Origin of the sequence: Bacillus sp. FSL K6-1560 (assembly GCF_038592935.1) — a bacterium.
Lineage (GTDB): Bacteria > Bacillota > Bacilli > Bacillales > Bacillaceae > Bacillus > Bacillus subtilis.
Genome location: NZ_CP151946.1, coordinates 287,689 through 302,522 on the forward strand (window position 1 = coordinate 287,689; position 14,834 = coordinate 302,522).

The following is a 14,834-nucleotide window of genomic DNA, read 5'->3' on the forward strand; positions in this document are numbered from 1 at the left end:
TTCGTTCAATAAGCCTAACATGAAAGGGTTTTACATAGATGGCAAACCAACCGATTGATTTACTGATGCAGCCGAAATGGAGAGTCATTGACCAATCCAGTCTCGGCCCTTTATTTGATGCGAAGCAATCCTTCGCAATGGATGATACGCTGTGCATGTCCGTCGGAAAAGGCGTGTCGCCGGCGACAGCGCGCTCATGGGTGCACCACGATACAATTGTCCTTGGAATACAGGATACACGCCTCCCGTTTTTGCAGGATGGCATCTCCTTGCTGGAGAGCGAAGGATACCGTGTGATCGTACGCAATTCCGGCGGTCTTGCCGTCGTATTGGATGACGGTGTTTTAAATATCTCTCTCATATTCGAGGACGAAAAGAAAGGCATCGATATAGACAAAGGATATGAAGCGATGGTCGAGCTGATGAGACGAATGCTGAGACCGTACAACGCAAAGATCGAAGCCTATGAAATTGAAGGGTCTTATTGTCCCGGCAGCTATGACCTCAGTATAAATGGCAAAAAGTTCGCCGGCATCTCTCAGAGACGCGTTCGCGGCGGAGTCGCTGTTCAAATTTATCTCTGTGCGGATAAAAGCGGCAGTGAAAGGGCCGACTTGATCAGACGATTCTATCAAGCGGCGCTGAAAGACAAACAAAACGATAAAAAAGGCGTCTATCCGGAAATACGTCCGGAAACGATGGCGTCCTTAAGTGAGCTTCTGCAAAAAGACATCTCCGTACAAGACTTAATGTTCGCTTTATTGACGGAATTAAAAGCGTTAAGCACTCATCTTTACTCTGCCGGACTGTCCACTGATGAGGAAATGGAATTTGAGAAAAACCTCGTCCGGATGGCTGAGCGGAATGCAAAGGTATTTGGGTGAACGTTCTTCGCATGCCGGCTGTATATGCCGGCATGCATTTTTTATCACAAGCGGCATTTTACCCCAATAATCTTATTTTCAGATAAATCCTTCTTACATACAGATAACCACAGCAAAAAGAAAAACGATAAAATGACATCAGCATCCATATTAAAGGGGAGAGGCAGATGAAAGGGAATATTTACAGCCTTTTTGTATTGATTGCGGCTTTTTTCTGGGGGACCACGGGAACCGTTCAGGCATTGGCTCCAGAAAGCGCCACACCGCTGGCATTTGGAGCGTTCAGGTTATTAATAGGAGGAAGCGCCATGCTGCTTGCGGTTTGGATCAGCCGGGAGCTTCACGTGAAAAATTGGTCATGGCCGCTCGTATTTTTAGCCGCTGTTTGTATGGCGTGTTACCAGCCGCTGTTTTTCACAGCGGTTAAAGAAACGGGAATTGCAGTGGGAACTGTGATTGCCATCGGCAGTGCGCCTATCATTGCCGGGACCCTCGAATGGGCTGTATTGAAGAAACGCCCGCGAAACTCCTGGTGGATTGCGACTGTGCTGGCTTTAGCGGGTTGCTGGCTTCTGTTTTCCGACAGTTCCAATGTTCGGATTGATGTGGCTGGTGTTCTTATGGCGCTTGGAGCGGGTGCTTCTTTTGCAGGCTATACGCTCATCAGTAAAGCGATGATGAAAACCCAGCCTCCTCGAGCGACCTCCGCCGTTGTATTCATGATCAGCGCCATCTTGCTGACGCCGCTATTATGGCAGTCAGATATCTCGTGGATATGGACCCCTAGAGGACTGGGAACAAGCCTTTACATCGGGTTAATTGCAACATGTGCCGCATACTTTTTGTTTGCGAAAGGGCTTACCGGGGTTCCGGCCTCGGCGGCGGTCACGCTGTCTTTAGCTGAACCGCTGACGGCTTCATTGCTTGGCGTGTTTTTCATAGGGGAAATGCTTTCGCCTTCCTCGTGGCTGGGCATTGCGCTTATGATGCTGGGGCTTTTGGTCATTTCTGCTGAGCCTCGAAAACAAAAAACGGCCGAGGCAACTCACATGTCTTAATAGATTCACATAAGCTTCGCCTCATTTTACAAGAATAGCTGATCCGGCTGCAAAATGAGGAAATTCTCTTTTCTCAATAGAAAAGGGGATTTTGTACATGGCGAAAATCCCAAAACAGCTGCCCGTTTTGGGATTTTTCTATGTCATTCCGCTAATTTTTCTAAATTGCCGTTCCGGTCCATTTTGAAGGACGGAGAGGCATGTTCATCTTCTTCAAATAAAACTAGCTTTCTGGCTCTGTTCATAATTTTCACCAAGGTTTCATAATCTTCTTGGATCGTTTTTTGGTCTTTTTCAAGCTTTTGAACTTCTGCCTCTAGCTGCTCTGTTTTGTTTTGCAATTCCTGATTTTCTTTCTTTAAACGCTCGTTTTCCATTTTTAATGCTGATGATTGTTCGTTATTGCCTTCGTAATTCTGCAGGAAGCGGATCACATCATTCATCGTCATCTCAGGCGCAGCTGCAGGCGTTTGAGGAGACAATAAGTGTGATAGACTAGCTAACTCTTCCTTAAAGCTTTCATCAACAAAAGGCATATGTTCGCCAGACATTAAAGGTTGCTCATTTTCGACAGAAGGTGTTTCCGTTTTAACCGGCTCTTCTGCAGCGGTTTCTTGAATGATTTCAGGATCCACGGCAGGAGGCTGATATAATAATCTTTTTTTCGCAGGCTGCCCGTTTCCGAGCGCTCTCATCCGCTGTTTTCGTTGTTTCTTCGCAAGCTGAAGCGCTTTTTCATATTGATGGCGGACCACTGCGTTCCATCTGAATCCGCAGGCTGCAGATGTCCGGTTTAATTTATCGCCGACTTCTTCAAAGGCGTTCAGCTGAGTGCTGCCCTCCCTCACATGCCGAAGCACTGTTTCGGCTAAAAGCAGATCGTTTTCCTCTGACCAAGCGTCTTGTCGCTGTTTTGTCATTTATCTCAACTCCCATTTTTCTTTTCATGGTATTAGAATGTCCAGGTTGGAAAATATTTATACAAATTGGCTGAAAGAATAGGAGATACGAAGGGTGGACCGGCTTGCAGGAACAGTCGAATCCTTGTAAAATGAAGAGTGATGTGATTTTTTTTTGAAACGTGATTTTAGGTTATTCACATAGATGAACATAGAAATGAAGGGAAGCGTACGTCATGGCTAATGAATTTCGAGTGTGTGATGATTGCCAAGCCACTAATATCAAAACATTGCTGCCGCGTTTGAAAGAAGTGGACCCGGACGCAAAGGTTGAGGTAGGATGCCAATCTTATTGCGGGCCCGGACGGAAAAAATCATTTGCTTTTGTGAACAATCGCCCGCTGTCAGCTCCGACAGAGGATGAGCTGATTGACAAAGTAAAAAAGAAAATAAAAAAGTAAAAACATATTTTTTCTTAGCCTCGGCCCTCAGGTCAGGCTTTTTTGCTTCACAAGATGTGTTTTTCATGAAGATGGAACAAATCGCCGGGCAAATTCAAGGATGTTTTCAAAGAATAGAGTCGATATAATAGAAACACGGCTAAAAAAAAGAGGGAATGACGATGGCGTATCCAAATGGAAAATTATCAGAAGAAAAAGTGTTTAAAGATCCGGTGCACCGCTATGTTCATGTTCGGGACAAGCTGATATGGGATTTAATCGGAACCCGTGAATTTCAGCGTCTCCGCAGAATTAAGCAGCTCGGCACGACCTATTTGACGTTCCATGGGGCTGAGCACAGCCGGTTCAACCATTCTCTCGGTGTCTATGAAATTGTCAGAAGAATGGTTGATGACGTCTTTAAAGGCCGCCCTGAATGGGATGACAGTGAGCGCGAACTCTGTTTGGCTGCGGCGCTGCTTCATGACCTCGGGCACGGGCCGTTCTCGCATTCATTTGAAAAGGTCTTTCACCTTGACCACGAGGATTTTACAAGAGGTATCATTTTGGGAGACACGGAGGTTAATCAGGTGCTCAGAAAGGTGAGCCCGGGTTTCCCTCAGGATGTTGCTGAAGTCATTGCCAAAACATATAAAAACAAGCAAGTGGTCAGCCTGATTTCGAGTCAGATTGACGCAGACCGCATGGATTACCTCCAGCGCGACGCATATTATACGGGCGTCAGCTACGGCCATTTTGATATGGAGCGGATTCTTCGGGTGATGCGGCCGCGCGAGGATCAGATCGTCATTAAAGAAAGCGGAATGCACGCTGTCGAAGACTATATCATGAGCCGTTACCAAATGTACTGGCAGGTCTACTTCCATCCTGTGACCAGAAGTGCAGAGGTCATTTTAACGAAGATTCTTCACAGGGCGAAGCAGCTGCACGATGAAGGCTATGTCTTCACTCACGCTCCGGTTCATTTCTATTCTATTTTTGAAGGGAAATTGACACTGGAGGATTATGTAAAGCTGGATGAATCTATTATTTTGTATTACTTCCAGGCCTGGGAGGATGAAGAAGACGTGATTTTATCCGACTTGTGCCGCAGATTCATTAACCGCCAGCTTTTCCAATACGTTGAATTCAATCCTAATGAAGAAATGTCGGCTTATTTTGAGCTGACTTCATTGTTCAAAGAGGCGGGGATCGATCCGAGCTATTATTTGGTCGTTGATTCTTCATCAGATCTGCCATACGATTTTTACCGACCAGGAGAGGAAGAGGAGCGTCTGCCGATCCATCTCTTGACGCAAAACGGCCAAATTAAAGAGCTGTCCAGGCAGTCGGCTATTGTGGAATCCATCTCAGGTAAACGGCGGACGGACCACAAGCTGTACTATCCAAAGGACTTAATTTGTGACGGCTCTAAACATCCGGAAGCGAAAATGAAAATCCGGCAGCTGCTGGGACTGACATAGAAATTGGAAAGAAGGAAAAAGGAGATGTCGGGAATTTGTTGAAAGAACATGCAAAACTGATGAAGGTGTTCTCGGATTCTGGAGAAATCATCGGGCGAAAGAAGCTGCAGAAAATGATTTATATCGCCAAGAAAATGCAGTTTCCTTTCTATGAGAAATATGATTTTCACTTTTACGGACCATATTCAGAGGAACTGACGCTCCAGATTGAAGAGCTGTGCAACCTTGGATTTCTGCATGAGGTGAAGGAAAAAAAGGGCGGCTACTTTCAATACCGGTATTCGCTGACTGAGACAGGCTCCGCATTTTTAGACCATGCTGATCTGGACATGCCGGATATGAAAGGCTATATCGACAGTGTAAACAGCCGTTCATCACGGTTTTTAGAGCTGGTTTCCACGATCCTTTACTTTGACGGGCTTGAGGATGAGGAAAAGAAAGAAAAAGTCTTTACCATCAAAAGCAAGCAAAAATATACAAATGAAGAATATGACGAAGCGCTTCAATACATAGAGGAACTGAAGCAGATTTGTTAACCATACCAAGCAAAAGAAATGAATCGTTTCTTTTGCTTTTTTTATTGACAAAAGCTGCTAAGAGATTCATTATGGATAATAGTTATCTATAATGAATCAGGAGTGAATAGGATGAAAATGAAATCAGGAATGGAGCAGGCGGTTTCTGTGCTGCTGTTACTGTCACGGCTGCCGGTACAGGCTTCTTTGACGTCAGAGGCTATAAGCCAGCGATTGCGTGTGTCTCCGTCTTACTTGAAGAAGCTGATGAGAACATTAGTTCAAGCCGGTTTGGCAGAATCCTTACCAGGGACGAAGGGCGGTTTTACCCTGACGAAGCCTTTGGCTGACATTACGCTTTATGATGTTTATCAAGCGGTCGAAGGCAGAGGTTCGATGTATCAGGGGAAAGGCCTGCTGCAATCTGTATTTGAGGGTGAAAGTCACTGTGTGCTGGAGACAGTCATGGGGGAAATCGAGGATAAATGGTCCAATCTTATGAGAGAAGAATCCTTGCAGCATGTCATGGACAGAGTCGGGGAATTGTATGATCTTGAAAAAATAGATGATTGGGTAATCAAGCAAGTGAAAGGGCAATTGTAATGAAAAATAGCGGGTCTATACAAGAATCAACATCATCAACAGGCATATCCGTGCTGATCGTGCTCGCACTTGGTTTCCTCATGGCAACTCTTGATGTGACCGTTGTGAATGTGGCGATGGCTGATATGAAAAACACTCTTTCAATGTCACTTTCAGGTGTAACGTGGGTTGTGGACGGGTACATTCTTACTTTTGCGTCGCTTCTGCTGGCGGGCGGAGCCTTGGCTGACCGTTTCGGCTCGAAGACGATCTATATCTTGGGTCTAGCTGTTTTTGTTCTGGCCTCCTGTCTATGCGCTGCATCTATAAATGGGCAGATGCTGATTGCCGGACGTCTCATACAGGGAATTGGAGCAGCTTTGTTTATGCCAAGCTCACTCAGCCTTTTGGCTGCCTCTTACCCTGATGAGCGGGTGCGGGCGAGAATGTTTGGACTGTGGGCCGCGCTTGTTTCCGCCGCTTCAGCCCTTGGGCCTTTTATCGGGGGCGTGCTGGTAGAGTTGGCGGGCTGGCAGAGTATTTTTCTGATCAATGTGCCAATAGGGGCTGCTGCGCTCATTTCAGCTTACCGAATCCTCAGCCACGTTCCGGGAAAAAGCAGCCGCGTGAACATCATCGGGCATCTGCTTGGCATGATGGCTCTCGGGTTTCTTTCCTATGCTTTGATACAGGGGCCTTCAGCGGGCTGGCGCTCGCCAGTGATTCTTGCAGCATTTACTGCAACGATTTTGGCATTTGTGCTGTTTTTGCTGCGAGAAATTTCTGCAAAAGCACCCATCCTGCCGGCGTCCTTATACAAAAACGGCCGCTTCTCAGCAGCCCAATTTATCGGGTTTTTGCTGAATTTCGCCCTTTTTGGCGGCATGTTTATGCTCAGCCTTTTTTTGCAGGAAGCAGGAGGCGCAAGTTCCTTTATGGCTGGAGTGGAGCTGCTGCCGATGATGGCGGTCTTCGTGATCGGCAATCTGCTGTTTGCCCGTCTGGCGAATCGGTTTGAAGCCGGTCAGCTTATGTTTGTATCAATGTCGGTCAGCTGTATCATTGCATTGCTGTTGTTTGTGCTGATTTCTCCGGATTTTCCTTATTGGCAGCTGGCGGTGTTGATGTCTGTTATGAACCTCTGTACCGGTATTACAGTTCCTGCCATGACAACTGTGATCATGCAGGCTGCCGGGCAAAGACATGCGAATATCGCCGGTGCGGCGTTAAATGCAAACCGGCAAATCGGAGCCTTGGTCGGCGTAGCGATAACCGGGGTGATCATTCATCTGTCCGCCACTTGGTATGCTGGTGCCGGGTTTACGTTTTTGATGATGGGAGCGGCATACAGCCTCGCTGCATTACTTGTATGGCTGTTTCTGGCTGCCCATAACGGGACTGCCGCGTCAGAAAAAATGTAAATCACTGATTGCGCTTTGTGGGAATATATAGTAAGATATAAAAAATTATTGAAACAACAGGCACTGATAAGGACACGAGATGCTTTTTACGGTTTCCAGAGAGGGAAGGACAGCTGAGATCTTCCTAACGCAGGGAAAGCAGCTTACCGCCTTTGAGCCGTATCGGGGAAAACAAGTATCTGATACCGTCATGCTGCGTTACAGCATCTTTAAGCCGATCACCATGTGTAATTGATCGGGAATTTGGGTGGAACCACGGATGATCAACACATTCGTCCCTTTTAGAGGGATGGGTGTGTTTTTTTATTTGAATTGAATACATGCGAAGAAAAGGACATGAATGATAGTTACGGTTTTCAGAGAGGGAAGGAAAGGTGAGAGCTTCCCAGCTTAGGAATATCATTTACCACCTTGGAGCAGCATTGGGGAACTGAAGTAACCAATGCCGTCTATGCTGCGTTACAGCACCGAGCCGACAACATAGTATTTGTCGGGAACTTGGGTGGAACCACGGGTTAATCACACACTCGTCCCTATCTGTGGGACGGGTGTGTTTTTTTATGAATTGAATACATGCGAAGAAAAGGACATGAATGATAGTTACGGTTTTCAGAGAGGGAAGGAAAGGTGAGAGCTTCCCAGCTTAGGAATATCATTTACCGCCTTGGAGCAGCATTGGGGAACTGAAGTAACCAATGCCGTCTATGCTGCGTTACAGCACCGAGCCGACAACATAGTATTTGTCGGGAACTTGGGTGGAACCACGGGTTAATCACACACTCGTCCCTATCTGCGGGACGGGTGTGTTTTTTTATATATAACAATGAATAAGGAGTGTTCTAAAATGAGTAAACATGTACACATTCAGCTTCCGGACGGACAGATCCAGGAATATCCGAAAGGCATCACAATCAAAGAAGCGGCTGGTTCTATCAGTTCCAGTCTGCAAAAGAAAGCGGCCGCAGGTCAGGTCAACGGCAAGCTTGTTGATCTCAGTTTCAAGCTGGAGGAGGATGCTGAGCTTTCGATTGTCACACTCGATTCACAAGAAGGCTTGCAGGTGCTTCGCCACACAACAGCGCACGTGCTGGCCCAAGCAGTAAAACGGCTGTACGGCGAAGCGTCATTGGGGGTAGGGCCTGTGATTTTAGACGGCTTCTACTATGACATGAAGCTGGGGAAAAGCTTGGCATCAGGAGACTTAGAGGCCATCGAAAAAGAAATGAAAAACATAATAAATGAGAACCTTGAAATCAAACGTATAGAGGTTTCTTACGAAGAAGCTGAAGAGCTGTTTGCACAAAAAGACGAGCGGCTCAAGCTTGAGATTTTAAAGGATATTCCGCGCGGGGAGGATATCACACTGTACCAGCAAGGGGAATTCGTTGACCTGTGCCGAGGGCCGCATCTTCCTTCTACAGGGATGATCAAGGCGTTCAAACTGACAAGAGTATCAGGCGCTTATTGGCGCGGAGACAGCAAAAATGAAGTCCTGCAGCGGGTGTACGGGGTTGCCTTTCAAAAGAAAAAAGATTTGGATGCGCACCTGCATATGCTGGAAGAAGCGGCAAAACGAGACCATCGCAAGCTCGGCAAACAGTTAGGGCTGTTTATGTTTTCTGAAGAAGCGCCGGGGATGCCGTTTTATTTGCCGAAAGGGCAGATTGTCCGTAATGAGCTGGAGCGCTTCTCGCGTGAGCTGCAAACAAATGCCGGCTACGATGAGGTGCGTACGCCGTTTATGATGAATCAGCGGTTATGGGAGCAGTCAGGCCATTGGGACCATTATCGCGACAATATGTACTTTTCAGAAGTGGATGATACAAGATTCGCAATGAAGCCGATGAATTGCCCCGGCCACATGCTCATTTTTAAAAACAGCCTGTATTCTTATCGGGATCTGCCAATTCGCATGGCGGAATTCGGACAGGTGCACCGCCATGAATACAGCGGCGCTTTAAACGGAATGCTTCGCGTTCGGACGTTCTGTCAGGATGACGCCCATATTTTCGTTCGGGAGGATCAGATTGAGAGTGAGATCAAAGAAGCGATTCGGCTGATTGATGAGGTATATCGGACATTTGGTTTCGTGTATTCTGTTGAGCTTTCGACTCGCCCGGAGGATTCATTAGGCGATGACAGCCTTTGGGAAGCGTCGGAACGTGCCTTAGCACGCGTCCTAGAGGAGCTTGGCCTCTCTTATGAGATCAATGAAGGCGATGGGGCGTTTTACGGGCCGAAAATTGATTTCCACATAAAAGATGCCCTGAAACGGAGCCACCAATGCGCGACAATTCAGCTTGATTTTCAAATGCCGGAAAAATTTGATTTAACATATATCAACGAACTCAATGAGAAGGTTCGTCCCGTTGTCATCCACAGAGCGGTTTTCGGCTCAATCGACCGTTTTTTCGGCATTTTGATCGAGCATTACGGCGGGGCTTTTCCAGTCTGGCTCGCACCGCTCCAGGTTCAAATCATACCGGTTTCGCACGTTCACTTAGACTATTGCAGAAAGGTGCAGGCGGAGCTGAAGCAGGTGGGGATAAGAGCCGGCATTGATGAGCGCAATGAGAAGCTGGGCTATAAAATCAGAGAATCGCAGGTGCAGAAAATCCCGTACGTGCTGGTGCTTGGAGATCATGAGGAGCAGGAGAATGCGGTAAACGTCCGCCAATTCGGACATCAGCAGAGTGAACACGTTCCTTTCCAAACTTTTAAAGATAAACTTGTCAAACAGGTGGAAAATCGAGGCATGTAGGATAAAAGCTGTGAATTCACATTTTGCTTTTTTGACTTTCCCTATTCGGAATCAGTAAAATAATAAGTAAATCATATCGTTCGTATGTTATGAATGCATCTCGAAATGGGGAAATTTACATGGACCATGACAAACTGGAAGCAAATTTGCTGGATCACGCACTTACAAAATATTTGAAAAGCACGAAGCAATTAGATGAAGCCACCGTTCCGAAACACGTGAATAATGTAAGAGGATTTATTCTGCGGATCATATACAGACATGGGAGCTGCACCATAAAGGATATTTTGAAGGAGGTCACACTGTCTCCCTCTGCCACGACCACAGCTCTGAATCATTTAGAGCAGGAAGGGTTTATTGAGAGATCCAGAAATAACAATGACCGCCGCACTGTATGGATTACGCTTTCTGAATCGGGCCGGGGAGCGGCTGAACAAATGATCGAAAACCGCCAGCAGCTGATTGACGGGATGTTTGAACGTTTAACAGCCGAAGAGAAAAAGACGTTCTTGGCGATTATTGCGAAGCTGGCTCAATAGGGATAAAAAAGCCGGTGCGCGACGCGCCGGCTTTATAGAGATTATTCCATATCGCTCAGGCGTTTGCCTGCCACGGCATAATGGTCTTTTCTCATTTCTTCTATAAAGACAACAATTTTTTCTTCAGAAGCACCGGTTGTTTCCTTTACGGCTTCTGTTACTTTCTCGACAAGATTGCGTTTTTGCTCGTCTGTACGGCCTTCGAGCATTTTGACAGTTACGTATGGCATGGGTGCTGAATCCTCCTTTATCTCGTTTCCTCTCTTTAGAAAAAGAGGCTTCTTATAGTATACTGAATAAAGTAAATTCTTGCATTTTGAGAAAGAGGGATATCTCACTTGGACCGTTTTTTATATTATCCGTTATCTTTAATGCCATACCTCGTCATCACGCTAATTGTGTCGTTTACGATGCACGAGCTTGCCCACGCTTATGTCGCATACAAATTCGGTGACGATACGGCGAAAAAACAAGGAAGACTGACGCTGAATCCCATTAAACACCTTGATCCGTTCGGAACCATTTTGATTCTGGTGGCCGGATTCGGGTGGGCGCGCCCCATTCCCGTGAATAGACGCTTCTTTAAGAAGCCTCGGCTTGCCGGTGTGCTCGTATCTATAGCCGGGCCCGTCAGTAACCTGATTCTTGCGTTTATTGGTTTCTTTTTGTTAGTGTTGATGCATGCGTACGGAATGGAAATGCTTGCGGCGTTCAGCACGGGGCTGGATCAGTTTTTTTCTATTTGGATACAGCTGAATCTTGTCTTGTTTTTATTTAATCTGCTGCCGCTTCCTCCGCTCGATGGCTATCGAATTATAGAAGATCTCGTTCCGCCGGGCGTGCGTGCCAAAATGACGCAGGCGGAGAGCTACGGCTTTATCGTATTTTTGGTGCTGTTTGTGACACCGCTAGGATCTTACGTGCTGTGGCCGATGCTCAATGCAGGAAGAGATTCGATTTTAAAGCTGTTTTCAGCGATATTTCAACCGCTTTTGTAGGAGGTAGAACTTCATGGAAGAAAAAAAGAAAAAATCAATCGGGTTTAATATTATCAAAAGTGATCCGACAGACGGACACGGCGGTTTTGGCGTAGGGGCACTCAGCCTTGATAACATTTCTCCAGTATTCGTCGATGTAGAGGAAAAAGAAGCGTTCGTAGACATCGGTGCCATGCATGCCCGCAGCACCGTTGAAAAAGGAATTAAATTTCTCCCGAATAAAGAAGAAGTTCCGAACGGAAAACCATACTGGCTTGTGTGGGTGACGATTGACAGAAGAGAAGAGGGGCCTTATTACGCTGGTGTGACAGCCTGTGAAATGACGGTCGACAGAAGCATCAGAAGAGGCTACAAGTCACTGCCTGAGCATGTGAATCTGATGGATAAATCCATGAAACGGAAAATCATCGTTGATAAAATGGACGACAGCTCGAAGCGTGTACTAGGCGAATTTCTGAAAAAGCATGATCAGGGCCTATGGGACCGTTCCTCAGATGAGTTAAAAACGAGCCTGCTTCCAGAAAACAATTAATTTATGAATTTTCTGTGAACTTTTAAAGTATTTGAGATATTTTTCGTAAACATTGAGTAAACTGGTGATACAGAAATAGGACATGGAAAATCCCGAGCCGAAACAAGACTCGGGGTTTTTCATTTTTAGGGGGATATGATGTTCGAAACCATTCGAGTCGGCGATTGGTTGATAAAAGCCGACGTGGAAGAAACGAGAAAGCAATATGAGAAAGATATAGAGGATATGTGTGAATGCGGTAACTGTCTTAACTATTACGAGGCAGTGAATGAACTGCCAGTCCAAAAAGCACAAGTATTAGAAAGTTTCGGCCTCATTCCGTCCAAATGCACAGATATAAATTATCATGGGGTAAAAGATCATCTGCACTTTTATATAGCGAGTTATTTTATAGTAGGCCGTATTGTTGAAGGAAAACAAGAATGGAATCCGAAAAAGATTGATTTCTCGTGGCATATTTCATTTTCAGTGCCGCAACACCAAATTTACATTCCTAAGGGTTTTCCAAAACCAATTATTCAGCTCGATTGTGTTACGCTTCTTCCATGGGTCATTGACCAACCATACGAATAACCCGGCCTCCGAGGAGCCGGGTTATTTTCAATGATGTCGCCCCAGCCATTTGTCCCACCACTTTTTCTCGGAAGCGGGCTTTTCTTTGGATGGAAGCCGGTCTTTTGTTTGTTTTGCGGGTTCTGCCCCGTAGCACACGTTTGCGGGTTCTGTCCCTTTCACAAAATATGTGTAATGCTTAGCGGCGCAGCCGGGACCTGATGAGTAGCCTGTTTCCGGATCAATGTACACACCGGTTACGCCTTTTGGTGGCTTGAACGCGGTTTCCGGTTCGCCTTTGAGCGCGTCCTCCATGAAGTCCGCCCAAATGGTTTTAGCATAGCTTTTTTCTTCGACCGAGTCGATGGTGCTGTTTTTGTCATAGCCGGTCCAAACACCGGCGGCCAGCTTCGGATTGAAGCCGATCATCCAGCTGTCTGCGCTGGTGGTTCCTGATTTTCCGGCATACGTTCTTGTCAGGCGGTTGGCTATCGTTCGCCCCGTAACCGACGTATATCCATTTAAATCGGTATCAAACATGCCTGTCATCATACTCGCTGTGACAAAAGCGGCTTTTTCATCAAGCACCTGTTTATGCTGATTCGGGTTTTCGTACAGCACGTGGCCGGCTGCGTCCGTTACTCTTGAAATAAAAGTCGGTTCGATTTTCTTTCCGCCATTTGCGAGCATGGCATAGGCGTTGACCATCTCAATCGGACGTACGGGTTCGGTGCCGAGTGCCAGGGACGGCAGTGCTTGAAGTTGGGCGGTAATGCCGAATTCCTTTGCCGTCTTTACAAGTTTGTTCGTGCCGAGAAAAAGATGCGTTTTCACAGCGTAAATATTGTCGGAAAGCGCCAGCGCCTGCAGAAGCGTAATCGGCTTGTTGGCATAGTATCCGTTATAGTTGCTTGGAGAATAGGTTTCTCCCTTTGCATCAATTTGAAACTCGGTTTCTTCGCTTTTCATCAAAGTGACTGGCGTAAATCCGCTCTGAATCGCTTTATAGTACAGCAACGGCTTGATCGTCGAAGCAGGCTGGCGCTTCGCCTGTGTCGTCCGGTCAAATGGGCTTTTTTGATAATCCCTGCCGCCGACAAGGGCGAGAACGTTTCCGGTGCGGGGATCAATGGCTGAAAACCCGACTTGAATGTCAGAGCCCGCGTTAACCGTTTCGGTAATGGTCTCCTCGGCGATGCGCTGCATCCGTTTATCTACCGTTGTATAGACGTTTAACCCGCTCGTTTCAATTTGCTCCCGTGTCATGCCGAGCTTTTTCTCCAGCTCTCTCATCGCATTGTCGTAGAAATAAGGAGCCTTTCTCTTGGAAACTTGTTTATTCAAAGGCTGATAGGAAAGAGGTTCCTTGATCAATTCATCCGCTTTCTTTTGGCTGATCATCTGCTGCTTTTCCATCATCCGCACAATCGTTTTCTGGCGTTCCTTGGCCTTCGTCTCATTGACATACGGTGAATAGCCGGAAGGGCCTTTCGGGATACCTGCCAAAAGCGCCGCCTCCGCATCCGTCAGGTTTTTGGCATGCTTGCCGAAATACAGGCGGGAAGCTGCTTCAATGCCGTAGGCGCCGTGTCCGTAGTAAATCGTATTTAAATAGCCTTCTAATATCTCGTCCTTAGAATAGTTTTGTTCCAGACGGATCGTATAGAACGCCTCATTCCATTTCCGTTTCCACGTTTTGTCGTGTTCAAGGTATAAGTTTCTCGCATATTGCTGGGTGATGGTGCTTGCACCCTGAACCTTGGCAAATGCTTTCAGGTCAGCAAGCGCCGCGCCGGCCATGCGTTTATAATCAAAGCCGTGATGATCGTAGAAATTCTGGTCTTCAATCGCCACTGTCGCTTTTACGATCGTCGGATTCATGTCCTTTAAGGGGATCCAATAGCGCTTTTCGCCGTAGTTCGTTTCCCCGAGCTTTGAGCCGTCACTCGCATACAAAATCGTGGATTGCGGCACTTGCACCGAGGGAGCGCCCTGGTATTTGGCTATCAAAATGACAGTCATAAACACGGCAGCTGCCGCCAAGGCCGCAAAAGTCCCTAAAAAGATAAAGGCGCGAACGGTTTTCAGCGTCAGTCTCAGCCGTTTATTTGTCATTGCATCCACAACGGGTTCCCCCTTTTTTTATGTTTCTACTATTATGAGAAAAAA

The 14,834-nt window shown here is 46.6% G+C and carries 15 protein-coding genes and 3 other annotated features; of the genes, 12 read left to right on the forward strand and 3 right to left on the reverse strand.

Features of this window, described 5'->3' with window-relative positions; translation table 11 throughout:
• The first annotated feature begins 38 nt into the window (after nucleotides 1–38).
• A complete protein-coding gene (gene ywfL / locus NYE22_RS01605) occupies nucleotides 39–884 on the forward strand; it encodes an octanoyl-[GcvH]:protein N-octanoyltransferase (RefSeq protein WP_021480904.1) in 846 nt (281 codons plus the stop codon).
• A gap of 167 nt (nucleotides 885–1,051) precedes the next feature.
• Nucleotides 1,052–1,942: a carboxylate/amino acid/amine transporter gene (locus NYE22_RS01610; RefSeq protein WP_208944745.1), complete on the forward strand. Its 891-nt coding sequence runs from the start codon at nucleotides 1,052–1,054 to the stop codon at nucleotides 1,940–1,942.
• A gap of 143 nt (nucleotides 1,943–2,085) precedes the next feature.
• Here NYE22_RS01610 and rsfA read toward each other — a convergent pair whose 3' ends face one another.
• Nucleotides 2,086–2,862 carry a prespore-specific transcription regulator RsfA gene (gene rsfA, locus NYE22_RS01615; RefSeq protein WP_003227516.1) on the reverse strand — a complete coding sequence of 259 codons (777 nt, stop codon included), beginning with the start codon at nucleotides 2,860–2,862 and terminating at the stop codon, nucleotides 2,086–2,088.
• A gap of 215 nt (nucleotides 2,863–3,077) precedes the next feature.
• Between rsfA and NYE22_RS01620 the strand changes: the two genes are divergently transcribed.
• The 7 genes from NYE22_RS01620 (at nucleotide 3,078) to NYE22_RS01650 (ending at nucleotide 10,583) form a co-directional block, all read left to right on the forward strand.
• A complete protein-coding gene (locus tag NYE22_RS01620) occupies nucleotides 3,078–3,302 on the forward strand; it encodes a DUF1450 domain-containing protein (RefSeq protein ID WP_003222050.1) in 225 nt (74 codons plus the stop codon).
• Nucleotides 3,303–3,463: 161 nt separating this feature from the next.
• Nucleotides 3,464–4,765, forward strand: a complete 1,302-nt coding sequence (locus NYE22_RS01625; protein WP_064671823.1) for an HD domain-containing protein — start codon at nucleotides 3,464–3,466, stop codon at nucleotides 4,763–4,765.
• Nucleotides 4,766–4,800: 35 nt separating this feature from the next.
• On the forward strand, nucleotides 4,801–5,301 hold the full coding sequence (locus NYE22_RS01630; protein ID WP_003227524.1) for a YwgA family protein: 501 nt from the start codon (nucleotides 4,801–4,803) through the stop codon (nucleotides 5,299–5,301).
• A 111-nt stretch (nucleotides 5,302–5,412) separates the two neighbouring features.
• On the forward strand, nucleotides 5,413–5,883 hold the full coding sequence (locus tag NYE22_RS01635; protein ID WP_017696247.1) for an Rrf2 family transcriptional regulator: 471 nt from the start codon (nucleotides 5,413–5,415) through the stop codon (nucleotides 5,881–5,883).
• The gene (locus NYE22_RS01640; protein ID WP_282627153.1) at nucleotides 5,883–7,283 is read left to right on the forward strand and encodes an MFS transporter; all 1,401 of its coding nucleotides are present in this window, start codon (nucleotides 5,883–5,885) and stop codon (nucleotides 7,281–7,283) included. Before NYE22_RS01635 ends, NYE22_RS01640 begins: the two co-directional genes overlap by 1 nt.
• Nucleotides 7,284–7,337: 54 nt before the next feature.
• Nucleotides 7,338–7,566 (forward strand) — a binding site (T-box leader).
• Between the two features lie 33 nt (nucleotides 7,567–7,599).
• Nucleotides 7,600–7,821, forward strand: a binding site (T-box leader).
• 31 nt (nucleotides 7,822–7,852) lie between these two features.
• Nucleotides 7,853–8,074: a binding site (T-box leader), on the forward strand.
• Nucleotides 8,075–8,127: 53 nt separating this feature from the next.
• Nucleotides 8,128–10,044 (forward strand): threonine--tRNA ligase, encoded by a 1,917-nt coding sequence (gene thrS / locus NYE22_RS01645; RefSeq protein ID WP_282627152.1) that lies wholly within the window; start codon nucleotides 8,128–8,130, stop codon nucleotides 10,042–10,044.
• 119 nt (nucleotides 10,045–10,163) lie between these two features.
• Entirely contained in the window at nucleotides 10,164–10,583 is a 420-nt protein-coding gene (locus tag NYE22_RS01650) for a MarR family transcriptional regulator (RefSeq protein WP_003242889.1), read from the forward strand.
• Between the two features lie 41 nt (nucleotides 10,584–10,624).
• Here NYE22_RS01650 and NYE22_RS01655 read toward each other — a convergent pair whose 3' ends face one another.
• The gene (locus tag NYE22_RS01655) at nucleotides 10,625–10,813 is read right to left on the reverse strand and encodes a 2-hydroxymuconate tautomerase (protein ID WP_003222038.1); all 189 of its coding nucleotides are present in this window, start codon (nucleotides 10,811–10,813) and stop codon (nucleotides 10,625–10,627) included.
• A gap of 108 nt (nucleotides 10,814–10,921) precedes the next feature.
• On the opposite strand from NYE22_RS01655, the gene NYE22_RS01660 reads away from it, so the two are divergent.
• From NYE22_RS01660 to NYE22_RS01670, 3 genes are all read left to right on the forward strand, one after another.
• Nucleotides 10,922–11,581 (forward strand): site-2 protease family protein, encoded by a 660-nt coding sequence (locus tag NYE22_RS01660; protein ID WP_003243167.1) that lies wholly within the window; start codon nucleotides 10,922–10,924, stop codon nucleotides 11,579–11,581.
• Between the two features lie 13 nt (nucleotides 11,582–11,594).
• Nucleotides 11,595–12,113 carry a YwhD family protein gene (locus NYE22_RS01665; RefSeq protein WP_003227538.1) on the forward strand — a complete coding sequence of 173 codons (519 nt, stop codon included), beginning with the start codon at nucleotides 11,595–11,597 and terminating at the stop codon, nucleotides 12,111–12,113.
• 135 nt (nucleotides 12,114–12,248) lie between these two features.
• Nucleotides 12,249–12,686: a hypothetical protein gene (locus tag NYE22_RS01670; protein WP_231573525.1), complete on the forward strand. Its 438-nt coding sequence runs from the start codon at nucleotides 12,249–12,251 to the stop codon at nucleotides 12,684–12,686.
• Between the two features lie 27 nt (nucleotides 12,687–12,713).
• On the opposite strand, the gene NYE22_RS01675 is transcribed toward NYE22_RS01670, so the two are convergent.
• Complete coding sequence (locus tag NYE22_RS01675) at nucleotides 12,714–14,789, reverse strand: transglycosylase domain-containing protein (RefSeq protein WP_032727073.1); 2,076 nt, start codon at nucleotides 14,787–14,789, stop codon at nucleotides 12,714–12,716.
• Between the last annotated feature and the right edge of the window lie 45 nt (nucleotides 14,790–14,834).